General features: G+C 73.4%; 17 protein-coding genes. 12 read left to right on the forward strand and 5 right to left on the reverse strand.

All coding sequences use genetic code 11. The annotated features are described in order from the left end of the window. Positions 1-138: 138 nt before the first annotated feature. The 7 genes from MTF65_RS21985 (at position 139) to MTF65_RS22015 (ending at position 10,580) form a co-directional block, all read left to right on the forward strand. Complete coding sequence (locus tag MTF65_RS21985) at positions 139-426, forward strand: YlxR family protein (RefSeq protein WP_243630606.1); 288 nt, start codon at positions 139-141, stop codon at positions 424-426. 149 nt (positions 427-575) lie between these two features. Continuing rightward, complete coding sequence (gene infB, locus MTF65_RS21990) at positions 576-3,716, forward strand: translation initiation factor IF-2 (protein WP_243630607.1); 3,141 nt, start codon at positions 576-578, stop codon at positions 3,714-3,716. A 161-nt stretch (positions 3,717-3,877) separates the two neighbouring features. Then, on the forward strand, positions 3,878-4,171 hold the full coding sequence (locus tag MTF65_RS21995) for a DUF503 domain-containing protein (RefSeq protein WP_030161467.1): 294 nt from the start codon (positions 3,878-3,880) through the stop codon (positions 4,169-4,171). 28 nt (positions 4,172-4,199) lie between these two features. Beyond that, complete coding sequence (gene rbfA / locus MTF65_RS22000) at positions 4,200-4,652, forward strand: 30S ribosome-binding factor RbfA (RefSeq protein ID WP_243630608.1); 453 nt, start codon at positions 4,200-4,202, stop codon at positions 4,650-4,652. Beyond that, positions 4,649-5,557 (forward strand): tRNA pseudouridine(55) synthase TruB, encoded by a 909-nt coding sequence (gene truB, locus MTF65_RS22005; protein ID WP_243630609.1) that lies wholly within the window; start codon positions 4,649-4,651, stop codon positions 5,555-5,557. The genes rbfA and truB overlap by 4 nt, the downstream gene beginning before the upstream one ends. A gap of 237 nt (positions 5,558-5,794) precedes the next feature. Continuing rightward, positions 5,795-9,451, forward strand: coding sequence for a serine protease (locus MTF65_RS22010; RefSeq protein ID WP_243630610.1), 3,657 nt, complete (start codon positions 5,795-5,797; stop codon positions 9,449-9,451). A gap of 169 nt (positions 9,452-9,620) precedes the next feature. Beyond that, positions 9,621-10,580, forward strand: a complete 960-nt coding sequence (locus tag MTF65_RS22015) for a bifunctional riboflavin kinase/FAD synthetase (protein ID WP_243630611.1) — start codon at positions 9,621-9,623, stop codon at positions 10,578-10,580. Between the two features lie 103 nt (positions 10,581-10,683). Here MTF65_RS22015 and MTF65_RS22020 read toward each other — a convergent pair whose 3' ends face one another. The 3 genes from MTF65_RS22020 to eccE all read right to left on the reverse strand — a co-directional run bounded on the left by MTF65_RS22020 (position 10,684) and on the right by eccE (position 15,523). Continuing rightward, the gene (locus tag MTF65_RS22020) at positions 10,684-13,191 is read right to left on the reverse strand and encodes an SCO5717 family growth-regulating ATPase (protein WP_243630612.1); all 2,508 of its coding nucleotides are present in this window, start codon (positions 13,189-13,191) and stop codon (positions 10,684-10,686) included. 365 nt (positions 13,192-13,556) lie between these two features. Next, positions 13,557-14,255, reverse strand: a complete 699-nt coding sequence (locus tag MTF65_RS22025) for a hypothetical protein (protein ID WP_243630613.1) — start codon at positions 14,253-14,255, stop codon at positions 13,557-13,559. Continuing rightward, complete coding sequence (eccE, locus tag MTF65_RS22030; RefSeq protein WP_243630614.1) at positions 14,252-15,523, reverse strand: type VII secretion protein EccE; 1,272 nt, start codon at positions 15,521-15,523, stop codon at positions 14,252-14,254. Before eccE ends, MTF65_RS22025 begins: the two co-directional genes overlap by 4 nt. Before the next feature lie 275 nt (positions 15,524-15,798). Here eccE and eccB point away from each other — a divergent pair, with 275 nt between their 5' ends. The 4 genes from eccB to MTF65_RS22050 all read left to right on the forward strand — a co-directional run bounded on the left by eccB (position 15,799) and on the right by MTF65_RS22050 (position 19,657). Further along, entirely contained in the window at positions 15,799-17,406 is a 1,608-nt protein-coding gene (gene eccB, locus MTF65_RS22035; RefSeq protein WP_243630615.1) for a type VII secretion protein EccB, read from the forward strand. 11 nt (positions 17,407-17,417) lie between these two features. Beyond that, positions 17,418-18,698 carry a type VII secretion-associated serine protease mycosin gene (gene mycP / locus MTF65_RS22040; protein ID WP_243630616.1) on the forward strand — a complete coding sequence of 427 codons (1,281 nt, stop codon included), beginning with the start codon at positions 17,418-17,420 and terminating at the stop codon, positions 18,696-18,698. 215 nt (positions 18,699-18,913) lie between these two features. Further along, complete coding sequence (locus MTF65_RS22045; protein ID WP_243630617.1) at positions 18,914-19,267, forward strand: hypothetical protein; 354 nt, start codon at positions 18,914-18,916, stop codon at positions 19,265-19,267. Between the two features lie 84 nt (positions 19,268-19,351). Next, the gene (locus MTF65_RS22050; RefSeq protein ID WP_243630618.1) at positions 19,352-19,657 is read left to right on the forward strand and encodes a WXG100 family type VII secretion target; all 306 of its coding nucleotides are present in this window, start codon (positions 19,352-19,354) and stop codon (positions 19,655-19,657) included. Between the two features lie 93 nt (positions 19,658-19,750). On the opposite strand, the gene MTF65_RS22055 is transcribed toward MTF65_RS22050, so the two are convergent. After that, a complete protein-coding gene (locus MTF65_RS22055) occupies positions 19,751-19,984 on the reverse strand; it encodes a DUF397 domain-containing protein (protein ID WP_008737714.1) in 234 nt (77 codons plus the stop codon). Between the two features lie 111 nt (positions 19,985-20,095). Continuing rightward, positions 20,096-24,049 (reverse strand): type VII secretion protein EccCa, encoded by a 3,954-nt coding sequence (eccCa, locus tag MTF65_RS22060; RefSeq protein WP_243630619.1) that lies wholly within the window; start codon positions 24,047-24,049, stop codon positions 20,096-20,098. A gap of 218 nt (positions 24,050-24,267) precedes the next feature. Between eccCa and eccD the strand changes: the two genes are divergently transcribed. Next, positions 24,268-25,776 (forward strand): type VII secretion integral membrane protein EccD, encoded by a 1,509-nt coding sequence (eccD, locus tag MTF65_RS22065; protein WP_243630620.1) that lies wholly within the window; start codon positions 24,268-24,270, stop codon positions 25,774-25,776. The last annotated feature ends 131 nt before the right edge of the window (positions 25,777-25,907 follow it).

Consider the following 25,907-nt stretch of genomic DNA (forward strand, 5'->3'; position numbering starts at 1 on the left):
CCGGCCGGGCGCTATTGGCCGTAGACAGGGATCTCGTAGGTCGGGATCCCTTCCATCTGATCCCGCAAGGATCACGACAACGTCCGTTCGATTTTTCGCCCGAAGGGGTGAGGTCGGTACGGGGAGGTAGACTTAGGCGTGTCTGGCCGGACGCAAGCCCGCGCATGCCCCGAACGCACCTGTGTGGGGTGTCGGGAGCGAGCGGCCAAGAGCGATCTGCTGCGCACCGTGGCGATCGAGGGCGAATGCGTCCCCGATCCACGCGGTACGCTGCCCGGCCGGGGTGCCTACGTGCACCCTGCCGTGGTCTGCCTCGACCAGGCGGTCCGCCGCAGAGCGTTCCCCCGGGCCCTTCGGTCCGCCGGAGCGCTCGATACGACGGAACTGCGCAAAGCCCTGGCCGGTGAGGCCGGGGCGACACCGTAAGAAGTAGTACGGCACGGATACCCCCGTGCGGTCAGGTACCTCGCGAGTTGGAAGTAGGTCGAGATTGCGATGAGCACTCGATGAGTACGCGATGAGTACGCCCATGAAGTAGCGACGGTCCGGCGTAACCCGGACCTAAAAGGAGCGAAGTGGCTAAGGTCCGGGTATACGAACTCGCCAAGGAGTTCGGAGTCGAGAGCAAGGTCGTCATGGCCAAGCTCCAAGAACTCGGTGAATTCGTCCGTTCGGCGTCCTCGACGATCGAGGCGCCGGTTGTACGCAAGTTGACTGACGCACTGCAGGGGCCCGGCACCGCCGGCAAGTCCGCTGCTAAGCCCGGCGCGCCCCGCAAGGCCGCGCCCGCCAAGCCCGCGGCGCCCTCCCCGGCCGCCGCGGCCCGTCCTGCTGCCCCGAAGCCCGGCGCACCGGTGGCCCCCAAGCCCGCCGCTGCCGAGGCTCCGGCCGTCAGCGCCCCGGTGACCCCGGCCGCCTCCGGCCCGCGTCCCGGTCCCAAGGCTCCGGCCGCCCCGAAGCCCGCTCCGGCGGCTCCCGTGGCGACCGAGTTCTCCGCGCCTCCGGCGGCCCCGGCCGCTCCGGCGCGTACCGAGCGTCCCGCCGCGGCCCCCGGTCCCCGTCCGGCGCAGCAGCGTCCGGCGGCCCAGGGTGGCCAGGCCGGTGCCCGTCCCGGCGCCCCGCGTCCGGCCGGCACCGCCCCGCAGGGGCAGCGCCCCGCCGGTGCCCCCGGCGCCCAGGCGCCGCGTCCGCAGGGCGCCCGTCCGGCCGGTCCCCGTCCGGGCAACAACCCGTTCACCTCTGGTGGCTCCACCGGTATGGCGCGCCCGCAGGCGCCCCGTCCGGCCGGCGCTCCCCGTCCCGGTGCCCCCGGCGCCGGCGGCGGCCAGGGTGGTGCCCCTCGCCCGCAGGGCGGTCCCGGCGGCGCACACCCCGGTGCCTCTGGGCGGCCTCAGGGTGCCGGTGCTGGTCGTCCGACCCCGGGCGGCATGCCCCGTCCGCAGGGCGGCGCCCCGCGTCCGGGTGGTGCTCCCGGTGGTAACCGTCCGAACCCGGGCATGATGCCGCAGCGTCCCGCTGCCGGTGGTCCCGGTCCCCGTCCCGGTGGCGGCCCCGGTGGCCGTGGTCCCGGTGCGGGTGGCGGCGCAGGTCGTCCCGGCGGTGCCGGTCGTCCCGCGGGCGGCGGCTTCGCCGGTCGTCCGGCCGGTCCGGGCTCGCGTCCCGGCGGCGGTGGCGGCTTCGGCGGCCCGCGTCCCGGTGGCGGCGGCTTCGGCGGCGGTCCGGCCGGTGCCGGTGGCGGCGGTCGTCCCGGCTTCGGTGGGCGTCCCGGTGGTCCCGGTGCCCGTGGTGGCACGCAGGGTGCCTTCGGCCGTCCCGGCGGTCCGGCCCGTCGTGGTCGCAAGTCCAAGCGTCAGAGGCGCCAGGAGTACGAGGCCATGCAGGCCCCGTCCGTCGGCGGCGTGATGCTGCCTCGCGGCCAGGGCGAGACCGTTCGCCTGTCGCGCGGTGCCTCCCTCACCGACTTCGCGGAGAAGATCAACGCCAACCCGGCGTCGCTCGTCGCCGTGATGATGAACCTCGGCGAGATGGTCACTGCCACGCAGTCCGTCTCCGACGAGACGCTCGAAATGCTGGCCGGCGAGATGAACTACGTCGTCCAGATCGTCAGCCCGGAGGAAGAGGACCGCGAGCTCCTCGAGGGCTTCGACATCGAGTTCGGCGAGGACGAGGGCGGCGAGGAATACCTCATGCCGCGTCCGCCGGTCGTGACCGTCATGGGTCACGTCGACCACGGTAAGACCCGACTGCTCGACGCCATCCGCAAGACGAACGTCGTCGCGGGCGAGGCCGGTGGCATCACGCAGCACATCGGTGCGTACCAGGTCTCCACCGAGGTCAACGCCGAAGAGCGTCGCATCACCTTCATCGACACCCCGGGTCACGAGGCGTTCACCGCCATGCGTGCCCGTGGTGCCAAGTCGACCGACATCGCGATCCTCGTGGTCGCGGCCAACGACGGCGTCATGCCGCAGACGATCGAGGCGCTCAACCACGCCAAGGCCGCCGGCGTCCCGATCGTCGTCGCGGTCAACAAGATCGACGTCGAGGGTGCCGACCCGGTCAAGGTGCGCGGTCAGCTCACCGAGTTCGGTCTGGTCGCCGAGGAGTACGGCGGCGACACGATGTTCGTCGACATCTCCGCCAAGCAGGGTCTGCACATCGACTCCCTGCTCGAGGCCGTCGTCCTCACCGCCGACGCCTCGCTCGACCTCCGCGCCAACCCGGAGCAGGACGCTCAGGGTATTGCGATCGAGTCCCACCTCGACCGCGGCCGCGGTGCCGTTGCCACCGTCCTCGTCCAGCGCGGTACCCTCCGCGTCGGCGACACGATGGTCGTGGGCGATGCCTACGGCCGCGTGCGCGCCATGCTCGACGACAAGGGCAACAACGTCGAGGAAGCGGGTCCGTCGACCCCCGTCCTGGTCCTGGGTCTCACCAACGTCCCCGGCGCCGGCGACAACTTCCTCGTCGTCGACGAGGACCGCACCGCCCGTCAGATCGCCGAGAAGCGTGCTGCGCGTGAGCGCAACGCCAACTTCGCCAAGCGTGTCCGCCGGGTGTCCCTGGAAGACCTCGACTCGGTCCTCAAGGCCGGTCTGGTCCAGGAACTCAACCTCATCATCAAGGGCGACGCGTCCGGTGCGGTCGAGGCTCTCGAGTCCTCGCTGCTCCAGCTCGACGTCGGTGAAGAGGTCGACATCCGCGTCCTGCACCGTGGTGTGGGTGCGGTCACCGAGTCCGACATCTCGCTGGCGATGGGCTCCGACGCCATCGTCATCGGTTACAACGTCCGTGCGGCCGGCCGTGCCGCGCAGATGGCGGACCGCGAGGGCGTCGACGTTCGCTACTACTCGGTGATCTACCAGGCCATCGAGGAGATCGAGGCGGCCCTGAAGGGTCTCCTCAAGCCGGAGTACGAAGAGGTCGAGCTCGGTACGGCGGAGGTCCGCGAGGTCTTCCGCTCGTCCAAGCTGGGCAACATCGCCGGTGTCCTCATCCGGTCCGGCGAGGTCAAGCGCAACACCAAGGCGCGGCTCATCCGCGATGGCAAGGTCATCGCGGAGAACCTCACCATCTCCGGTCTGCGCCGCTTCAAGGACGACGTCACCGAGATCCGTGAAGGCTTCGAGGGTGGTATCAACCTCGGCAGCTACAACGACATCAAGGTCGACGACGTCATCGCGACGTACGAGATGCGCGAGAAGCCCCGCGCGTAAGCGCGAGGCGGTTCGCACCGTGTCGTAACTCGTAGTACCGGGGCCGGTCGGCGGAATATCCGTCGATCGGCCCCGGCCGTTGCGTGTACGGTTCTGGTGACCCTGCCAGGCGATGGCGTGGCAGGCCACCGAACCCGCACCGGCGGGATATCCGGAACTGCATGTACGTGGGGACTCTGTCCTTCGATCTGCTCCTCGGCGACGTCCACTCGCTGAAGGAGAAACGCTCCGTCGTCCGGCCCATCGTGGCCGAGCTCCAGCGCAAGTTCTCCGTGAGCGCGGCTGAAGTGGGCGACCAGGACCTGCACCGCAGGGCCCGTATAGGGGTCGCCCTGGTGAGTGGGGACACGGGGTTCCTCTCGGACGTACTGGACCGCTGCGAGCGGCTGGTCGCGGCACGTCCGGAAGTGGAGCTGCTGTCGGTACGACGGCGGCTGCACGGTGATGAAGACTGATAGCAAGACATAAGAAGGAGACGGACCAGTGGCCGACAATGCGCGGGCTAAGAAGCTGGCGGACCTCATCCGGGAGGTGGTGGCCGAGAAGCTGCAGCGTGGTGTCAAGGACCCGCGGCTCGGTACGCACGTGACGATCACGGACACCCGGGTCACCGGCGACCTGCGGGAGGCCACGGTCTTCTACACGGTCTACGGCGACGACGAGGACCGCGCCAGTGCGGCGGCGGGCCTGGAGAGCGCCAAGGGCGTACTGCGCTCCGCGGTCGGCCGGGCGGCGGGAACCAAGTTCACGCCCACCCTGACCTTCGTCGCGGACGCCCTCCCGGAGAACGCGAAGACCATCGAGGACCTCCTCGACAAGGCGCGCGCCTCCGACGCCCAGGTGCGGGAGGTCTCCTCCGGCGCGAAGTACGCCGGCGACGCCGACCCGTACAAGAAGCCGGGCGAGGACGACGACGAGGACGCAGCGGCGGAATGAGCAGCAACGCAGGGAAGACGCCGGACGGCCTTGTCATCGTCGACAAGCCGTCCGGTTTCACTTCGCACGACGTGGTCGCCAAGATGCGCGGGATCGCCAGGACCCGCCGCGTCGGCCACGCCGGCACGCTCGACCCGATGGCCACGGGTGTCCTGGTGCTCGGCGTCGAGAAGGCGACCAAGCTCCTCGGCCACCTGGCGCTGACGGAGAAGGAGTACCTCGGGACGATCCGTCTCGGGCAGAACACCCTGACCGACGACGCCGAGGGGGAGATCACCTCTTCCGCGGACGCCTCCGGGGTCACCCGCGAGGCCGTGGACAAGGGCATCGCGGCGCTGTCCGGCGAGATCATGCAGGTCCCGTCCAAGGTCAGCGCCATCAAGATCAAGGGCGTGCGCTCCTACAAGCGCGCCCGCGACGGCGAGGACTTCGAGATCCCGGCCCGGCCGGTGACCATCTCGTCGTTCCGCGTGTACGACATGCGGGACGCGGAGGCCGAGGACGGCACCAAGGTCATCGACCTCGTCGTCTCCGTCGTCTGCTCCAGCGGTACGTACATCCGCGCCCTGGCGCGTGACCTCGGCGCCGACCTCGGCGTCGGCGGGCACCTGACGGCGCTGCGGCGCACCCGGGTCGGGCCGTACAAGCTCGACCGGGCGCGGACGCTGGACCAGCTCCAGGAGGAGCTGACCGTCATGCCGATCGGCGAGGCGGCGGCCGCGGCGTTCCCGCGCTGGGACCTGGACGCCCGGCGGGCCTCGCTGCTCGCCAACGGTGTGCGGATCGAGATGCCGGACGAGTACGAGGCCGGAAAGACGGTCGCGGCCTTCGGGCCGGAGGGGCAGTTGCTCGGGCTCGTGGAGAGCAAGGGCGGCAAGGCGAAGTCCCTCGCGGTCTTCGTCTGAGCGTTCCGTGTGCTTGTCGACGTGGAGCGGTGAGCGCACATGGCCTGCTGCTCACCGCTCCACGACCCCCCTCGGGTAGGTCTCTATCCACCCGGAGCCTCATATTCACCCGTCCGAGCAGGCGCTCGGAGTGAATGGAGGGAGCGTAAGGGGGCGCTTTCGCCTCGCGTGCTTACTTGCTGATCTTCCTCTGCCTACCGTCATGAGTACGGGGCGTGGCGGGGGAGTGGTGCGGCAATGGCGGAGCTCGTGAGGATCTGTGATCTTGCCGGGCGGCCGCGCGGCAGCGGATTCGTCGCCGACGACCGCGGGACGGTGGTCACCAGCCATGAGGCCGTCGACGGACTGACCCGGGTGGTGCTGCACGGTCCGGGGGAGCGGACCTGGCTGGCGGAGGCGGAGGACGTGACCCCGCTGCCCGGACTCGCGCTCGCGCTGGTGCGGAGCGACGGGCTCGGGGTGCCGCCGTTGCCGGTGGCCCTGCGCGAGGTGATCACTCCGGGGACCTACGTACGACTGCCCGCGCGGGGATGGCGACAGGCGCGGGTGCTGTCGGCTCGGGCGGAGGCCACGTACACCGCGACGGAGCGATCGCATGCGCTGCCGGCGGTGGTGGAGCTGGCGATCGGCACCGACGGGCGGGATGCGCTCCGGCTGGGCGGCGAGGCGTGCGGCGGGCCGGTGCTGGACGCCGCGACCGGAGCGGTGCTCGCGGTACTGGGCGGCACCGCTCTGCACGCGGAGCGCCGCTCCGGTGGCCTGGCCGTACCGTTGCGCGCGGCCGCCGCAGCCGATCCCGCAGGCGCCCTCGCGGCGCTGCTGGAGCGGAACGCCGCCAGTGTCCCCGGGTACGGGGAGGAACTGAACCTGGCGGGCGCGCTGGAACTGACCGGGACCACGCTGGGCGCGGCCCTGACCCCGGAGCTGCCCGAACCCGTCGAGCGGCCGGCGATCGCCGCCGAGCTGGCCGCCTTCACCGCCGGGGACCGGCTCGTTCTCGGCCTGGTCGGGGAGCCCGGGACCGGCCGCACGACGGCACTGGCCGCCCTCGCCGCCGGGCGGGCGCGGGGGGCGTCCCCGGCGCCCACGTTGTGGCTGCGGGGGGCGGACCTGCGGGCGGGGGACGCGTCGCTGGCCGACGCGGCGGCCCGGGCCCTGGAGTCGGCGGCGCGCATCGTGGCAACACCCACCGCTGCCCTGGCCGGGCCGCCGCACCCGGAATCCCCCGCCGGGCCCGACACCGAACCCGGCACGCAACGCCACGCCGCCACCCCCGGGCCGTCGGGCGACCGGACCGCCCGGCCCGGGGGCGAGCCGGGCCCCTCCGGTGCCCGCGCCGGGTGGCCTGCGGGCCCGGAGTCCGGCGCCGGTGCCGGGTGGGCCGCCGGGCCGTCCCGAGAGGCTGCGGCCGGCTGGGCTGAGGGATCGGAGCCCGGGGCGGGCGTCCCGGGTGTCGGTGGAGGGGGCGGCGGGGTTTTGGGGGAGGGGGACGGAGGTGGTGGAGAGGGGTTGGTCGGGCGGGTGGCGGGGCTTGCCGCTGGGGCCGGGCGGGCGTTGCTGGTGGTGCTGGACGCTCCGGAGGAGATGCCGCCGGAGCTCGCGCACCGGCTCGCGCCGTGGACCGGGGCCACCGCCGCGTGGCTGCGCGGAACCGGGGCCCGGCTCGTCGTCGGAGCCCGGCCCGAACACTGGGAGCGGGCCGGCGCCCTGTACCCGCCCGAGGCACTGCACACCCCCGACCGGCCCGCCCGGCGGATGCCCCCCGCGCTCCACATCGGCGACATGACCCCGGCCGAGGCCGAGCTCGCCCGGGCCCGCCTCGGGATCCCCGCCGACGCCGTCCGGGAGGCCGACGCCCGGCACCCGCTCACCCTGCGCCTGCTCGCCGGTATCCGTGCCGCCGAGGTCACCGCCGGCCGCCCCGGCCGTGACGAGGTGTTCGGCGCCCACCTGGACCTGCTCGCGCTCCGCGTCGCCGTCCGTATCGCGGCCTCGGCCACCGCGCCCGCGCACGGCCCCGGCGTGCGGCGGCTGGCGGCGCGGGTCGCCGGGCGGGTGCACGAGGCCGCGCGACGCTGCCTCGGCCCCGGCCAGGGGGAGCTCGACCGGGCCTCCTTCGAGGAGCTGTTCCCCTGGCGCACCGGCTGGGCCTCCGCCGTGCTCACCGAGGGGCTGCTCGTGCCCGCCGGGCCCGGCTACCGCTTCGCCCACGAGGAGCTGTCCGACTGGCTCCAGGCCGGCCACCTCGACGTCCACGCCGCCCTCGGACATCTCGTCCACCGCCCCGCCGCACCCGGCCTCCCCGTCCCCCGGCACCGCATCGGCCCCGTCCTGGAGGCCCTGCGCCGGATGCCCCCGGCCGAGGTCCGGACCCAGCTGATGCGCCTGGTCGGCGCCCTGACCGCCTTCGCAGAGGCCTCCGCAGAGGCGCCCGCGGGGGCGTCCGCCGAGGCCGAGGCGGGAAACGTCCACCCCGACCGGGTCTGGTGGGCCTCCCGGCTGCTCCGCGAGACCCTGCTGCGCGCCGCCGACGCCGTGCCCCACCTCCCCGTCCTGCACGCCCTCGCCGAACACGTGGCCCGGTCCGCCCACGCGGACGACACCTTCGGCGGCTGGTTCTGGAACCGCCTCCGGCTCCCCGAGCCGGACCGCCTCGACCTCCTGCGCCGCCTGTTGCCCTCGGACCACCGCTACCTCGACGCCGCCGCCCGCCGCCTCGCCCGCGACCCCCGGTTCGTGCAGCGCCTGCTCTGCGCCTGGTTCACCGACGAGCGCCGGCTGAGCGGCCGCCCCGGGGCCACCGTCGCGACCGCCGCCCAGGCCCTGCTGCACACCCACCGCCACCTCGCCGTGGACGACCTCACCGAGGCCCTCGTCAGCGCCGCGCACCCCCGTGCCGACGAACTGCTCGCCGTACTCGCCGAGGAGGAGCCCTCCGCGCTGTGCCGGGCCGTGGACCGCTGGGCCCACGACGAGCGGCCCGGGCGGCGGGTCGCGGCCGCCGCGTACGGGCTGGCCACCGCCCCGCACGTACGCACCCCCGCCGACCGGGAGCTGCTCCGCCACGCCGCCCGGGCGCTGCTCGCCCGTCCCGCCGACACCACCCTGCACGGCAGCGCCCTCGGCATGCTGCTCCGCGATCCCCAGGTCCGCGCCCGGTACCTTCCCGACGCCCTCGCCTGCTTCCGAGACCCCGAGCGCGGCGCCCGCCTGCCCGCGACGGCGCTGGTCGCGGCCCTGCCCGTACTGCCCGATCCGGACGCGGTGTTCGGCGCCCTGCGGGCCCGGGCCGACGGGGAGGTGCTCCGCGCCCTGGCCGCGCTGAGCACGCCCGGGCTCGCCCGCCGCGCGGGTGACCTCGTACGGGATCACCTCGCGCGGTGTCCCGAGGACGCCCCGCACGCCGCCGTCTTCGTGGACCGGCGCCTCGAACACGGCCTGGCGGCGGGACCCGTGCTGCGCCCGCTCGTCCTGGACCTGCTCCGCTCCGGCCCGGCGCCCGTACGGGCCGCGCTGGCCGCCGTACTGGCCCTGCCCGGCGGGGAGTCCTCGCGGGCGCTGCGGGGCGAGCTGGCCGAGGTACTGCTGCGGGAGGAGAACGACCCGGAGGTGCTGGGCGCGTTCCTGGAGGCCGTCGCCTCCGGGGCCGCCGGGCGTCCGGAGGACCGTACCCGCGAGCTGCTGCGCCGCACCGGCCGGCAGCTGCTGCGGGTCCCGGGCGGTCCGGCGGTCTTCGAGCGGCGGACGGTGGAGCTGGCCCGGGCCGACCCGGCCTTCGGCGCGCTGGCCGCCCGTTGGCTGGCGGAGGCGGGCGCGGAGGCGGCGGCGCTGCTCGGACCGAGCGCCCGGCGGACGGTGGAGACCCTCAGCAGGGCCGCCTGGGATGTGACCTGAGCCGCAGCGCGGCCGCAGGCTGCCCCGTGACCCGGGCCCGACCTGGGCCGGAGCTGACATGGAGCGGTCCGCAGCCCGACGCCGATGCGGGGCACCGCGCACCGGCATGGCAGTCTTAGACGTGCAATCAGTACAGGGACTACACGGGTTCGGGCGAGGAGCGGTCACAGTGCAGCGCTGGCGTGGCTTGGAGGACATCCCCCAGGACTGGGGACGCAGCGTCGTCACCATCGGCTCCTACGACGGCGTGCACCGGGGACATCAGCTGATCATCGGACGCGCCGTGGCACGCGCCCGTGAGCTCGGCGTCCCCTCGGTCGTCGTCACCTTCGACCCGCACCCGAGTGAGGTCGTGCGCCCCGGCAGCCACCCGCCGATCCTGGCCTCCTACGACCGGCGGGCCGAGCTGATGGCCGGGCTGGGCGTGGACGCGCTGCTGATCCTGCCGTTCACGGCGGAGTTCTCGCAGCTGTCCCCGGCCGACTTCATCGTGAAGGTCCTCGTCGACAAGCTGCACGCGCGCGCGGTCATCGAGGGACCGAACTTCCGCTTCGGCCACCGCGCCGCCGGGAACGTCGACTTCCTGCGCGAGCTGGGCGGCACGTACGACTACGAGGTGGACGTCGTGGACCTCGTCGAGCGGGGCGAGGCGGGCGGCGGGGTGCCGTTCTCCTCGACGCTGGCGCGCAAGCTGGTCGCCGAGGGCGACATGGAGGGCGCGGCCGAGATCCTCGGGCGGCCGCACCGGGTCGAGGGCGTCGTGGTGCGCGGTGCGCAGCGCGGGCGCGAGCTCGGCTTCCCGACGGCGAACGTCGAGACGCGGCCGCACACCGCGATCCCGGCGGACGGGGTGTACGCGGGCTGGCTGACGGCGGACGGCGAGCGGATGCCGGCGGCGATCTCGGTGGGGACGAACCTGCAGTTCGACGCCACGGACCGGACCGTGGAGGCGTACGCGATCGACCGGGTCGGGCTGGACCTGTACGGCAAGCACGTGAGCGTCGACTTCCTCGCGTACGTGCGGGGGATGGCGAAGTTCGAGTCGCTGGACGGGCTGCTGCAGGCGATCGCGGACGACGTGAAGCGGGCGCGCGCGCTGACGGAGGCGTACGACGCGCAGCGCCGCTGAGGCACACAGGTCACACACGGGTCACGGGTAAGGGCCCGTACCGTCCTCTTGGGTTCCAGGGGCGGTACGGGCCCTTCGCGTTGCCGTCTTCGGCGGCCCCGCCTCAGCCGAGGCGGGGGTCGCGCGGCGGCTGGCCGGTCTGCGGCGGTTGTGCCTGGGGCGGTTGTGCCTGCGACGGCCAGGGCTGGCCGGGCTGCGGGTAGGGCTGCGCGTACGGCTGGGGCTGCTGCGGGGGCTGCTGGTACGGGGGTTGGCCCTGGGGTGCGCCGTACGGAGGCTGGTGTTGCTGCGGCTGGGGCTGCGGCTGGGAAGGCTGGGGTTGCTGCTGGGGCGCGCCCCAGTGGCCCTGGGGAGCTTGCTGCTGCGCGCGGAGGAAGTCCTCGGCCACGAGGGCGGAGAGGTTGAAGTACGCCTCGCGCGTCTTGGGCCGCATCAGGTCGAGATCGACCTCGGCGCCGGTCGCGAGGTGCTCGTCGAACGGGACGACGACCACACCTCGGCAGCGGGTCTCGAAGTGCTGCACGATGTCTTCGATCTTGATCATCTTGCTCGTCTCGCGGACCCCCGAGATGACGGTGAGGGAGCGGGAGACGAGGTCGGAATACCCGTGCGCCGAAAGCCAGTCGAGCGTGGTGCTCGCGCTGCTCGCCCCGTCCACGGAGGGCGTCGAGATGATGATCAGCTGATCGGCCAGGTCCAGGACGCCGCGCATGGCCGAGTAGAGGAGGCCGGTGCCCGAGTCGGTGAGGATGATCGGGTACTGGCGGCCGAGCGTCTCGATGACGCGGCGGTAGTCCTCGTCGTTGAAGGTCGTCGAGACGGCCGGGTCCACGTCGTTCGCGATGATCTCCAGGCCGGAGGGCGCCTGGGAGGTGAACCGGCGGATGTCCATGTACGAGTTCAGGTACGGGATCGCCTGGACGAGGTCCCGGATCGTCGCGCCGGTCTCGCGGCGGACGCGGCGGCCGAGGGTTCCGGCGTCGGGGTTCGCGTCGATGGCCAGGATCTTGTCCTGGCGCTCGGAGGCGAGGGTGGCGCCGAGGGCGGTGGTGGTCGTGGTCTTGCCGACGCCGCCCTTGAGGCTGATGACGGCGATGCGGTAGCAGGACATGACCGGGGTACGGATCTGCTCCAGCTTGCGCAGGCGCTCGGCCTCGGCGGCCTTGCCGCCGAAGCGGAAGCCGGAGCGCTGGGGCTTGGCCTTCTGCTTGCCGCGCAGCAGGCGGTCGGAGGACAGTTCGACGGCGGCCGTGTAGCCGAGGGGAGCCCCACCGGTGGCCTGGCCGGCCGGGTAGTGGGGGTCGTACTGGTGCGGCTGCGGCTGCGGCTGCGGCTGCTGGGCGGGCCACTGTGCGTTGGCACGGGAGTCGTACTGCGGTTGCGGTTGCGGCTGCTGCGGCTGCTGCTGTGCCGGGGCGGGGGCCGGGAATCCGTAGCCGTGCGGCGGCTGGGCCTGCGGCTGTGGCTGGTTCGGCGCGGGGGGCGGGAACCCGTAGCCGTCCTGCGGCCCCGACGACGCGAACTGCGGCGGCAGCGGGGGCAGTTCCGTACCGGGCGCGGGCGCCGGGGTGGCGTAGGGCCCGACGGACGCGGGTCCCCCGTACGGGTTCTCCACCACGGGAGCCTCGGCGGCGGGCGCGACCGGAGCCTCGTCCGCCGGGGCGGGACCTCCAAGGGGAGCCGGCGCATCGCTCACCGGGGCTTCGGCGGAGCTCGGCCCCCCGAAGGGGCCAGCCGGAGCAGCCGACTGGTCGGCCGGGGCAGCTGACGCGGGAGCCGCGTACGGCGCCGGGGCAGCCGGCTGGTCGGGCCCAGCGGGCGCCACGAACGGCGCCGGAGCGGGTGCCTCGTCGGTCGGGGCGGGTCCCCCGAACGGGGCCGCCGGAGTCGGTGCCGTGAACGGCGCCGGGGCAGGTGTCTCGTCGGTCGGGGCGGGTCCCCCGAAGGGGGCGGCCGGGGTGGGTGTCGAGTACGACGTTGGAGTGGGAGCCTCGTCGGCCGGGGCGGGGCCGCCGAAGGGGGCCGCCGGAGCGGGAGCCGAGTACGGCGCCGGGGCAGGTGTCTCGTCGGTCGGGGCGGGTCCCCCGAAGGGGCCAGCCGGAGTTGGTGCCGTGAACGGCGTCGGAGCCGGGGTCTCGTCCGTCGGGGCGGGGCCGCCGAAGGGGGCGGCCGGGGCGGGTGCCTCGTACGGCGACGGAGCAGCCGGCCGGTCGGCCGCGGCGGGCGCGGTGAACGGCGTTTCCGTCCGGGCGGGGGCGCCGAAGGGGGCGGGCGCCGGGGCTGGGGACTCCGTGGGAGTTGCGGGCGCCCCATCGAACGGCGTCGCGGGCTGGGCCGTGAACGCGGCAGACGGTGCGCCCCCGGCGTCGGCCGGGCTGCGCGGCGCGGGCGGCGAGGCCAGGTCCGCCGGGCGGTGCGGCTCGAAGCCGCTGCCCGCGGGAAGACCCGGGACCGGCGTGGTCGGGGCAGGAGCCCCCGTGGGCTGCGTGTACCAGGCCGGCGGGGTGTAGTCGATGGTGAACTCGCCCGTCACCTCGGGCTCCGCGTCGGACTGATCGTCCGTCGGGACGTCCCACGTCCCGCCGCGCCTCTCGTTCCGATCGCCGCTCACTGGTCCTCCTGGTCTGTCGAACACTGGTCCGGCGCCCCTCGACACCGCGCCCACGCTCAGCCTAATCGTGCCCGGCCACCGGAGTTCGCCCCCGGTGGCCGACCCCACCGCATGGGGCCGCGCCGGCCCGCCCCCCATGAGGCCAATCTCCTGCCTACAGGTCACCCAGGCCCCCGGGCAACCGAACACCCCCGTACCCGGCCCGGCGAGGCTGGAGTTGTCCCGCGGCCCGGCCCGCACCCGCACCCGGCCCGGCCCGCACCCGCACCCGGCCCGGCCCGCACCCGGCCCCGCCCGGCAGGGAACGGCAGGCACCGGCAGGGGACGGCCAGGCAACGGCCAGGCAATGGCCCGGCGGGCGCGTGTCAGTCGATGCGACGGGACGGGCCCAGCAGGCCCGTTTCCGCTTCCGTGCCCTGGGTCATCACGAACTGCCGGTCACGCGGGGTGCACCACAGCGTCACCCCGTCGCCCAGCGTCGGTAGCGAATCCACCGCCGGCCGGGGCAGGTTCATCAGCCGCCCGATCTGCTCCGCCTCGTCCGGGGACACCCGCTGCACACCCACCAGTGACGAGTTCTGCAGCAGCCGCGGCGCCGTCGGGCTCAGATACGGCAGCAGCGTCAGCACCGACTGCCAGGGCCCCGCCACCACGCGGCCGCGCGGCGGCCGCATCCCGCAGTCGCGGACCACCAGCACCGGGCTGCCGGCGGACGCGCCCTGCGGCGGCACCCGGCCCACCTCGTGCAGCGTCACGCACGGCTGCCCGCCACCCGCCGCCTGCGCCAGTCCGGACCACACCTGCCCGCGCCCGGTCTCCACCGCGACCCGCGCACCCGTGGCCGCCGCGCGCAGCGCCAGGACCTGGGCCGTCCACAGACCGCCGATGAGCGTCACCTCGTACGGCGTCGGCCGGTTGATGCCGAGCACCGCGGGCCGGCCCTCCGCGTCCACGCCGATGACGACCCCGTCGTCGCCGAGGGGCAGCGCCAGCGCGTCCAGGTCCGCCGCGGGGACCACGTGCCGCTCCCGCCGCGGCCCCAACAGCCCGTAACCGACCCTCATCGCGCACCTCCCAGCGGCAGCGAGGCCAGCAGCCCCGGCACCTGTTCACGGTCGAGCCGCACCAGCCCGGTCTTCACACCCCGCGCCGTCCGCTCCAGTTCCCGGCGGGCCGCGACCAGCTCCTCGTCACTGCGCCCGGTGACCCGCACGTACCCGGTCATCGTGACGCCGCCGCGCTCCGCCGGTGCCATCGTCAGGCTGAAGTTCGTCGCCAGCGCGGGCAGCGAGGTCAGCAGCGCCACGAACTGCGGCAGCGCCGCCCCCGCGCCGCCCAACTGCGGCCAGCGGCTTATCCAGTACGTGGTGTGCCGCCGGTCGTCGCACCGCCACGTCCGCGGGGTCTCCTCCGTACGCCTGCCGGTGCTCGCCGAGCGTCCCGCCTGGGTGATCGCCATCGGGTTCGCGCACGAGGACGTCGCCAGCGCGGCCGTCAGCTCCTGCTCCGTCAGCACGGTGGCCTTGAACCCGGCCCCCGCCAGCCGGCTCGCCAACTGGTCCGCCGCCCGCACCACACAGCGCTGCGCGCCCCCGAGCCCGCCGCCGCGCGCGGTGACGGCCTCCGGGCACAGCTCGGGGTCGAGCTTCAGCGCCACCCACGTCAGCCGCACCGCCGGACTGCCCGTCCGGGCCTGCAGCGGCGCGTAGTTGCGGGTGGCCATCGACTGGGCCGGCAGATGCGGCGCCGGCGCCGGCTGGGTGTGCTGCACCAGCTGCGCCGACTCCAGCCGGATCCCGTCCACTTCGAGGACGTCCCGTACGAGGGCCAGCGGCAGCGGCCGCGCCGCCCGGTCGGGCCGCAGCGCGGTGGCGTCCATGTCCACCTGGACGAGCGCGGTCAGGAAGGTCCCGTCGCCGATCATCCCGACCGGCCGCCGGTCCCGGTCGCTGAACGTCAGCGTCCGCAGCGCCGGATCGGCCTCGACCAGCGGGGCCAACCCCGGTTCGGTACCCGCCGGCACGGTGGCGGAAGCGGCCCGGCGACGCCGGTTCCGCAGCGCCAGCGCGCCCCCGATCCACTCGGGCAGGGAGCGCTGGTGCCTGCGTACGACCGCCAGGAGCACCAGGACCAGGGCCAGTACGCCGGCGGGAACCAGCAGCATCGGTTCGACCACCCAGGCCACCAGCAGTCCCGCCGCGGCGACCTGGAGAAGTATGAGCTGTTGCAATCGGAACGGGCCGAACCGCCCCGGGCTGGACTTCGGATGCGGCGTCACCCCGCCGCGTGCGGGTGCGGCCGCGGCCGCCTGCGGCTCCGTCGCGGTGGCCATCACTCGCGCACCTCCCCTTTCCGGGGGCGGACCCCGGCGGACCCCGGGAGGCGCGACACCTGCCGCATGACCCCGGAATCTCCCCAATCCACCCCAACAAGCCCTGATGCCCCGATGTTCCTGAATGCGGCGGTGCGGAAGGCGCTGAGCGGCAACTGCACCCTACCCGGCCCCTGTCCACGCTCCGTCAAGAGGCATAGTAGGTCCCCGGTCCGACAATCGAGGCCCGGGGACCGTACTCACCGACCGGGCCGTGCGGGGAGAAGCAGGCGGTCATGGCATCACGACGCGATGAGCTCAACGCGTACACCTTTGCGAAGCGGCGCACCGTGGCGGCGTTCCTCCAGCCCTCCGCCACGGGAACCGAGGAAGGCGCGCCCCGGCCGCTGCGCGCCGTCCTGCCCGGGCTGATCGTGGGGATGGTCGTGCTCGCCGGGTTCGGCGCCTGGGGCATGTTCAAACCGCAGGCGCCCAAGGGCTGGGCCGAGCCCGGCACCGCGGTGATCGTCGGCAAGCAGTCGACGACCCGGTACGTGGTCCTCACGACCAAGGTGAACGGCAAGAGCCAGACGCGGCTGCACCCCGTGCTCAACCTGGCCTCCGCCCGACTCCTCCTGGACCCGAAGAAGTTCAAGGTCATCCAGGTCGAGGACAAGGTGCTGGACGCCGGCAAACCGCCGCGCGGCCCCATCGTCGGCATCCCGTACGCCCCCGACCGGCTCCCCGCCAAGGCGGACGCGGCCAAGGCCAAGCGCTGGGCCGTCTGCCAGCAGCCCGGCGGCAACGGCAAGGGCGTGCAGACCGCCGCCTTCGTCCTCGCCGACCGCGAGGCGGGCCGGATGGACGACGGCCGCAAGCTCACCGACAGCCAGGTGCTGTACGTCCAGAGCACCGGCGGGTCCAAGGAGCGCTACCTCGTCGACGCGACGGGTGCGAAGTACAAGTTCCCCGAGGGCACCCCGGACGCCGGGAAGATCACCAACGCCCTCGTCGGGACCGGCGCCGTCCCGCAGCAGGTCACCGAGGAGTGGCTGACGACCCTCAACTCCGGTGACCCGCTGGAGTTCCCGAAGCTGCCCGCCGCAGCCGGGCCGGACGCGGGCGTCCAGGGTCTGACGACCGCCGACAACAAGGTCGGCATGGTGCTGCTGGCCCAGACGGGCTCCGGCACCCAGCACTACGTGGTCCTGCCCGGGCGGGTCGCCCCGGTCTCCGATTTCGTGGCCTGGCTGCTGATCTCCTCGCCCGCGACCGATGTGCTCAACATGAACGGCAAACCGCACGAGGTGGACCTCCAGTCTCTCAACCCCGAGGCCACCCCGTTCAAGGCCGACGTCAGGTGGCCGCTGAAGAAGTCCGCCCAGGTCAACCGCGTCTCCTCGGCCGGCGCCACGAGCGGCTCGGGTACGGGTTCCGGCTCCGGTTCCGCCCCGCGCGACCGCGACACCGTCTGCAACGTCCTGCGCTCCGTGGACGCCCAGGGCAACCAGACCCTCAGCACCTGGGCCGGAACCGGCTTCCCCGTCGACATCGCCGCCAGCGGCACGAGCGCGTACGTCACCCCGGGCTCGGGCCTGCTCTACACCCAGATCCAGGGCAAGCAGACCAGCGCCGGCGGCTCCCTGTTCCTCGTCACCGACACCGGGCTGCGGTACGCGGTCCAGGCCAACGGCGACAGCGACTCCGAGCAGTCGAAGATCGGCGCCCCCGACCAGCAGGCGCAGGACGGCGCGGCGGACGGCCGGCCCGAGGCCAGCCAGGCGCAGATCCGGCTCGGCTACGACGGTGTCGTCCCGGCCACGGTGCCCATCGCCTGGTCGGAGTTCCTCTCCAAGGGACCGCGCCTGGACACCAACTCGGCACGCCAGCCGCAGGGTTCGTGAGGAAGCCGCCGATGCCCAAGCTCCCGAACCGCGCGCACCGCGCGCTCCTGACCGCAGCCCTCGCCCTCGCCGCCGTATCCGGCACCACGGCCGCCGCCGCATCGGGCTCTACGGCCGCCGCCGCGACCGGGACCGCCCCGGCGCCGGGCGCGCCCGCCCTGCGCCTCGCGGGCGCCGGCGAGTGCACGTACCCCATGAAGAAGCAGATCGCCGACCGCCCCTGGGCCCTGCAACGCCTCCTCGTCGACGCGCTCTGGGCCGAGACCAAGGGCAAGGACGGCAAGGGCAACAGCGTCCGCGTCGCGGTCATCGACACCGGCGTGGACCGCGCCAACCCGCAGCTGGCCGGCGCCATCGACACCGGCGCCGGCAAGGACTACGTCGATCCCAAGGGCGGCGACGGCACGAACGACACGGTCGGCCACGGCACCAAGGTCGCCGGGCTGATCGCGGCCCGCCCCCAGGAGGGGACCGGCTTCGTCGGCCTGGCCCCGGACGCCACGATCATCCCCATCCGGCAGAACGACGGGCAGGGCCAGGGCAACGCCAAGACCCTGGGCGAGGCGATCGACCACGCGGTCGCCAAGGGGGCCCAGGTCATCAACATCTCGCAGGACACCGACGTACCGCTGACCGAGGACTCCGAGCTCGCCAAGGCCGTCCGGCGGGCCGTCGAGGCGAAGGTCGTCGTGGTGGCCTCGGCGGGCAACGACGGCCTCAGCGGCCAGAAGCGCAGGACCTACCCGGCCGCCTTCCCCGGCGTGCTGGCCGTGGCCGCCTCGGACCGCAACAACGAGCGGGCCGCGTTCTCCCAGCCGGGCGACTTCATCGCGGTCGCGGCGCCCGGCGTCGACATGGTCTCCACCGTCCCGGGCTTCGGCCAGTGCGTCGACAACGGCACCAGCTTCTCCGCCCCGTACGTCGCCGGAGTCGCCGCCCTGCTGCGCGCCCAGCACCCGGAGTGGACCCCGGAACAGATCATCTGGCAGATCCAGGGCACCGCCGAGCGCACGGTCAAGGGCCGCGACGACTACGTCGGCTGGGGCGTCGTCGACCCGGTGCGCGCGGTCACCCAGGACCGCGAGGCCCCGAAGAAGCCCGTCCCGGACCCGGGACCGCCCCCGGCCGCCGCCCCGCAGGCGGCTCCGCTGCACTTGACGGAGACCGCACAGGAATGCGAGGAACGGCTCGGGACCTACGCTCTCGGGATCGGGGCGGTCCTCATCGCCGTCATCGCCGGAACGGCGACGGTGGTCCGCGACACCCGTAGCCGCAGACGCCGTTTGCAGTGAACAGTCATGGTTCGGAAACAGAACCAGGCGACCGGTGTTGGGCGGTTCGGCCGAAGTGGTTAGAGTGGCGCCAGGCTTCACGACTGTGATCGGGGGATCGGCGTGAAGCGGAGGGGGATTGCAGCCACGTGCGGCGTGAAGCCGCGCGCGGGAACATCCGCTCCGCTGCGCGATCCGCCGGCACCGCCGGCGAATTGAGAAGTGAGGAGCTTCGGGTGAGCATCAACGACAATTTCGGTCTCGCAGACGATCCCATCGTCAAGGCCAAGACCAGGGTTTCCGAGACGGCCGACGCTGTCAGCAAGCAGTCCCGTGAACTGGCCGACATCATCGAGACGGTGGCCGCCGGCTGGACCGGTGTGGGCGCCGACGGGTTCAAGCGCGCGCAGATCCTGATCAACACCGACCACGACCGGATCCGCACCCTGCTCGGCGTCGTGCACAACGCCGTGTCGGGGACCAAGAACCTCAGCAACGCCCAGGACGACGAGGTCCGCCAGGCGTTCAGCAGGATCGCGGCCGACAGCGGCCAGCCGCCGGCCAACACGTCCGGCCTCAACGGCGTCTGAGCCCAGGTTCCCGCGCCCCGCGTCGACCGGCACGACGGCGGATCTCCGGCGCTTCCTCGCCACCACAGTTCTAAGGAGAAGAACATGACCGACGACGGCCACACCCGGGTACGGTACTCAACCGTCCAGCAGATGGCGGACCGGATCCGCGCGATCTCCCAGAAGATCGTCAAGGACCTCGCCGAGATGGACGCGGCGCTGACGGTGGTCACCGACACCTGGGACGGTGAGGCCCACCAGGCGTACGTGGGCATCCAGAAGGAGTACAAGGCCAAGGCCGAGCACATGCGCGACAAGCTGGAAGAGGTCGCCAAGCTCATCGAGCACGGCAACAGCACCTACCGCGCCACCGACGTCAAGGCCTCGCGCCTGTTCACCGAGGCCTACTGAGCCCGGTCCGCGCAGCCGGAACACACTGACGGGGCGCGCCCGAACCGGGCGCGCCCCGTCCGCGTCCGCCCAAAGAGCGGAACCGCGAAACCGCTACGTCAGGTCGAACTCGCCGTCCCTGGCCCCGAGTACGAACGCCTCCCACTCGGCGGCCGTGTACCGCAGCACGGTGTCCGGGTCCAGCGAGGACCGCATGGCCACCGCGCCCCCGGGCAACTTCGCGATCTCAACCCGCTCCTCGCTCGGGCTGGTCCCGGGCGGCCCTTCCCACTCCACGCCGCTGATGTCGAGCGCGTACAGCTCGTCCTTCTCCTGCTGGGTGCCCATGTGCGGCCTTTCCCTCGGTGGTGCGGTGCTGCTGAGGTCTTCGCTGCCGATTATGTGCGCTGCGGGCCCGCCGGGGGAGGCTTTCCCCACCGCCGGGCCCGCGGGCAGCGCTCACATGCCCGGCATCCGCCCCAGCTGCACCAGCGACGTGCCCCGCTTGCGCGAGACGAAATACGCCCTGCCCGGCGGCATCGGGCGCGGCCGGACGTTGCCGACGAGGTCGCCCTCGGACGGGTCGCCGGACAGCACCAGGCCCTGCGCCCCCAGCTCCTTGATCCGCTGGATGAACGGCTCGTACATCGAGCGCGAGGCGCCCGCCGAGTTGCGGGCGATGATGAAGCGCACACCGGTGTCCCGGGCGAACGGCAGGAACTCCACCAGCTGGTTCAGCGGGTTGCCCTGGCTCGTCGCGACCAGGTCGTAGTCGTCGATCACGATGAACACGTCCGGGCCCGTCCACCAGCTGCGGTCGCGCAGCTGCTGCGGGGTGACGTCGGTCGGCGGCTGGCGGCGCGCGAACACCCCGGCCAGCGCCTCCATGTGCATCTGCAGGGAGCCCGCCATCGGCGCGTACTCCAGCAGGTGCTCCTCCGGCAGCGCCCCGAGCAGGCCGCGCCGGTAGTCGCCCACGACCAGCTTCGCCTGGTCCGGCGTGTAGCGTTCCGCGATCCGCTGGGCGATCAGCCGCAGCAGGTTCGTCTTGCCGGACTCGCTCTCGCCGAAGACCAGCAGGAACGGATCCGTGTCGAAGTCGACGAACACCGGCTCCAGCGCGGTCTCGTCGATGCCGATCGCGAGCCCGAGCCCGGGGTGCTCCCCGCCCTGGGGCAGCTGGTCGGCGTGCAGCAGGCGCGGCAGCAGCCGTACTCCGGGAGCCGCGGCACCCGGCCAGTGCTGCTTCACCGCCGACACGAACGCGGCCGTGGCCTCGGACAGGTCCTCCGGGTCGTGCGAGCCGTCGATGCGCGGCAGCGCGCTCAGGAAGTGCAGCTTCTCCGGCACCTGACCGCGCCCCGGCATGCCCGTCGGGACGTTCGCCGCGACCTTGCGGTCGAACTCGGAGTCCATGACATCGCCGAGCCGCAGCTCCAGCCGGCTCAGCATCTGGTCCTTGAGCGCGGCCCGCACCTCCATGTACCGCGCCGCGGTGATCACCACGTGGATGCCGTAGCCCAGACCGCGCGACGCGATGTCCGTGACCACCGACTCCAGGCCGTCGTACTCACCCCGGAAGGTGCCCCAGCCGTCCACCAGCAGGAACACATCGCCCCACGCCTCGCCGGGCAGGTCGCCGGCCGCCCGCCGGCGCCGGTAGGTGCCGATGGAGTCGATGCTGTGGGCGCGGAAGAACTCCTCGCGCCGGTTGAGGATGCCCCCCACCTCCGCGACCGTGCGGCGCACCCGCTCCGGGTCCAGCCGCGAGGCGATCCCGCCCACGTGCGGCAGCTCCGCGATCGACGACAGGCTGCCGCCACCGAAGTCCAGCCCGTAGAACTGCACCTCGCGCGGGGTGTGCGTGAGCGCGAACGAGGAGACCAGCGTCCGCAGCAGCGTCGACTTGCCCGACTGCGGACCGCCGACGATCATCATGTGGCCCGCGGCCCCCGAGAAGTCCCGGTACAGCACCTCGCGCCGCTGCTCGAACGGCTTGTCGATGAGGCCGAGCGGTACGACGAGCCCGCCGGGCCGCGTGTACCCGTCCGCGTGCAGACCCCGCTCGGCGCTCGGCCGCAGCGCGGGCAGCAACTGGTCCAGCGGCGGCGCCTGGTCGAGCGGCGGCAGCCACACCTGGTGCGCCGGCACCCCCTGCCCCTCCAGCCGGCCCACGATCACGTCCAGCACCGTGTCCGCCAGCGCGTCGTCCCCCCGCGTCTCCTGCGCCGCCAGATACGCCGGGTCCGGGGCCGCGTACACCACCGGCACCGGAGCCGCCGTGAACAGCGCGGGCCGCCGCTCCACCGGGAACAGGCCCACCGAGAGATCCGGGCCGCCCGAACGGTACGTACCCGAGACGTACGCCGCCTTGAAGCGGGTCATCTCGTCCGTGCCGAACTTCAGATAGCCCGAACCCGGCACCGACGGCAGGTGATACGCGTCCGGCACGCCGATCGCCGTCCGCGACTCCGCCGCCGAGAAGGTCCGCAGACCGATCCGGTACGAGAGGTACGTGTCCAGCCCGCGCAGCTTGCCCTCCTCCAGGCGCTGCGAGGCCAGCAGCAGATGCACGCCCAGCGACCGTCCGATGCGGCCGATCTGGATGAACATGTCGATGAAGTCCGGCTTCGCCGTCAGCAGCTCGGAGAACTCGTCGATGACCAGCACCAGCGAGGCCAGCGGCTCCAGCGGGGCACCCGCCGCGCGCGCCTTCTCGTAGTCGTGGATGTTCGCGTAGTTGCCCGCCGAGCGCAGCAGCTCCTGCCGGCGCTGGAGCTCACCGCGGATCGAGTCGCCCATGCGGTCCACGAGCGTGAGGTCGTCCGCCAGGTTCGTGATGACGGCCGCGACATGCGGCATCTGCCCCATGCCGGTGAAGGTCGCACCGCCCTTGAAGTCGGCGAGTACGAAGTTCAGCGTCTCCGAGGTGTGCGTCACCGCCAGGCCCAGCACCAGCGTGCGCAGCAGCTCCGACTTGCCCGAACCGGTCGCGCCCACGCACAGCCCGTGCGGGCCCATGCCCTCCTGCGCGGCCTCCTTCAGGTCCAGCATCACCGGGGCGCCCTCCTCGCCGACACCGATCGGCACGCGCAGCCGCTCACCGGCCGACCGCGGCCGCCAGGTCCGGGCCACGTCCACCGCGGCCGCGTCGCCCAGGTTCAGCAGGTCCGTGAAGTCCAGATTCGCCAGCAGCGGCTCGTCGTCGTCCCCGCCGCCCGTGCGCAGCGGCGCCAGCTGCCGGGCCAGCGCCTCCGCCGCGGGCAGCGACAGCGTGTCCGGGACGCCCTCGTAGGCGACGCCCCCGCCCGATTCCAGCCGCAGCCGGCCCGGCCGTACCACGACCGACAGCCCGCCCCGCGGCTCGTCCAGCTCGCCCGCCACCACCTCGACGATGGTCACGCCCTGCAGCCCCTCGGCCGCCGCGAACACCGAATCCGGCGGCACCATCCCGCCGTCCAGGACGACGACCAGGTGCGGCTGGTCCAGCACCGGGGACACGTCCCGGCTGAACCGCGGCCGCCCGTCCAGCCGGGGGCCCAGCAGCCCCTCCAGCTCGGCCAGGTCGTCGCCGAACAGCCGCTTCGTACCGGCCCCGTCCACCTGCCCGGGCAGCTGCGTGTGCGGCAGCCACTTGGTCCAGTCCCACGAGGCCACCGCACCCGGCGCCGCCACCACGGCCACCATCAGGTCCTCGGGGGAGTGCAGGGTCGCCAGCTGTGCCACCAGAGCCCGCGCCGTCCCGCGCGCCGCGTCCGGCTCCCCGGACACCGTCACGTGGTAGAACGCCCGCATCGACACCGCCATCGGCAGCCCGTCCAGCGAGGAGTGCACCTTCAGGAAGCGCTGCATCGCGCCCGCCGTCAGCGGCTCCAGCTCATCGACCGGAGCCGTGTCCGGCGCCACCAGCGGAGTCGCCAGCCGCTGCGCGCCCAGCCCCAGCCGGGCCTGCCCGAAGTCGCCGTCGCCGACGCGCCGTTCCCACAGCCGTGAGCCCTCGGCCACCACCGACCACAACTGGTCGGGCGCCGGGTGCAGATACAACTGGGCGTCACGCTGCGCCCGCGCCGTACGACGTACTTGACGGCGCGTCTGCGCGAGGTATTTGAGGTAGTCCCGGCGCACATCGGCCATTTGCCCCTGCGTACCGCGCCGGAACCGCACCAACTGCGCGATGACCATGGCCACCGTCGACGTCAGCATCAGCACACCCATGACGCGCATGAACGGCGCCGCACCCGGCATGAAGAAGAAGACGACCGACGAACCCATGCCGAGCATCGGCAGGAGCTGCATCAGCATGCCCTCCTGCTGCCCCCGCGGCAGTTCCGGCGGTGCCTCCAGCCTCAACTCCTCCGAAGGGACTTCGGGCGGCAGGGACCGCGGCGGGCGTTTGACGACGATCTGGCTCACCGGAGCATCAATCCCTCGAAAACGGACGGGACGTCGCAACCGGCGCCCCCAAGTCCCGGGCGTGGAGGGGGTCTCCTCCCCGCGCCGGTGATCCTACTTGCCGACAGTCACGCATACTCCCGGTAGGGTGGCGCGCGCAGCATGCGCATCCGCGAATCCGGCGCCGCCGACTCCGCGTCAGGCATGCCAGCCGACAGCCAACCAGGGGGGTCACACAGGTGAGTACGGCCGTAACGACGGGCTTCTGCAGGGTCACCGTCGTGGCCCCCGACAGCCGGATAGACGTCGCCCTCCCCGAGGACATCGCCGTCGCCGACGTCTACCCCGAGCTGCTGCGCCTCACCGGCCAGACCCAGCCGGTCGGCGCCCCCACCGGCTTCCACCTGGTCCGCCGCTCGGGCACCGTCCTCGACGGCGCCCGCAGCCTCGCCGCCCAGCAGGTCCTCGACGGCGAGGTGCTCAGCCTGCGCCCCTTCGCCGAGTCCCTGCCGCCCGCCGTCTTCGACGACGTCTCCGACGCCGTCGCCTCCGCCGTCGTCCGCGACCGGCACCGCTGGAGCGACGACATGCTGCGCGGCGCGGGCCTGGCCGGCGCCGCCGTCCTGCTCGTCCTGCTGGGCTTCGTCCTCTGGTACGCGGACCCCGTCCGGCACGACATGCACGGGCTGCCCGGCATCATCGCCGGAGCCGTCGGCGTCCTCCTCACCGCCGCGGCCGGGGTGCGGGCCCGCGTCTACCGCGACCGGGGCTCCGCCGTCGCCCTCGGCCTCGGCGCCCTCCCGCAGCTGCTGATCGCCGGATCCGGCATCGTCGCCCCCGCCGCCGGCGAGGGACCCGGCCGCCTCCAGTTCCTGCTCGGGTGCGTCTGCGTCCTCGTGGCCTCCGTCGCCCTGGTCGCCCTCACCCCCAGCGGCGACGCCCCCTTCGTCGCCACCACCTTCCTCGGCGCCACCGGCACCCTCGCCACCTTCACGGCCATCGCCGCCGGAGCCTCCGCGACCGCCACCGCCGCCGTCTGCGCGCCCGTCGCCATCGGACTCGTCGCCTTCCTCCCCGGCCTCTCGGCCCGCTTCGCCCGGCTGCCCATCGGCTACGCGGCCCCGCAGAGCTCCGCGGAGGATTACGAGACCCCGGACCGCTACGAGACCGAGCCGTACGGTGACGCCGCCGCCGGCTCCGACCAGCGCGACCCGGCCGCCTCCCTCGACGCCGAGGCCATCGCCGCCCAGGCCCGCCGCGGCCACGAGATGCTGCTCGGCCTGGTCGGCGGCTGCGCCGCGGTCGCCGTCGGCTCCGCCGCCGTCCTCGGGTTCTCCGACAACACCTGGGGCCGGCTGCTCGCCCTCGCCACCGGCCTGGCCATGCTGCTGCGCGCCCGGCTCTTCCGCTACACCTCGCAGGTCGTGTGCACGCTGGTCGCGGGTCTCGCCGCCACCGGGCTGCTGATCCTGGGCCTGGCCCTGCGCCCGCCGGCCGGCCTGGTCCTCGAGCTCGTCCGCTACCACGACCGCGGCGGCCTGGACCTCCGTACGCTCTGGCTGTCGGCCGCCGTCGCCGCCGGCGCGGCGCTCCTCACCGGAATTGCGCTTGTCATCCCCCGCAAGGGCCTGTCACCCTTCTGGGGACGGCTGCTCGACCTCACCGAGGCGGCGGTACTGCTCAGCCTGGTCCCGCTGGCCCTGGCCGTGCTCGACGTCTACTCCAGGGCCCGCTCTCTCACCAGCTGAGACGTCGGGGCCCGGCGGCCTGGTACGCTGTGCGACGGCCGTTTGTGTACGCGTCCCCGGATTCTTCGACAAGAGTCTGTGGACTGCGCCCAGCGGACCCCGCCTCCCGAGTTACGGAAGATCCTCAGAGA

Source organism: Streptomyces sp. APSN-46.1, from assembly GCF_022815725.1.
Lineage (GTDB): Bacteria > Actinomycetota > Actinomycetes > Streptomycetales > Streptomycetaceae > Streptomyces.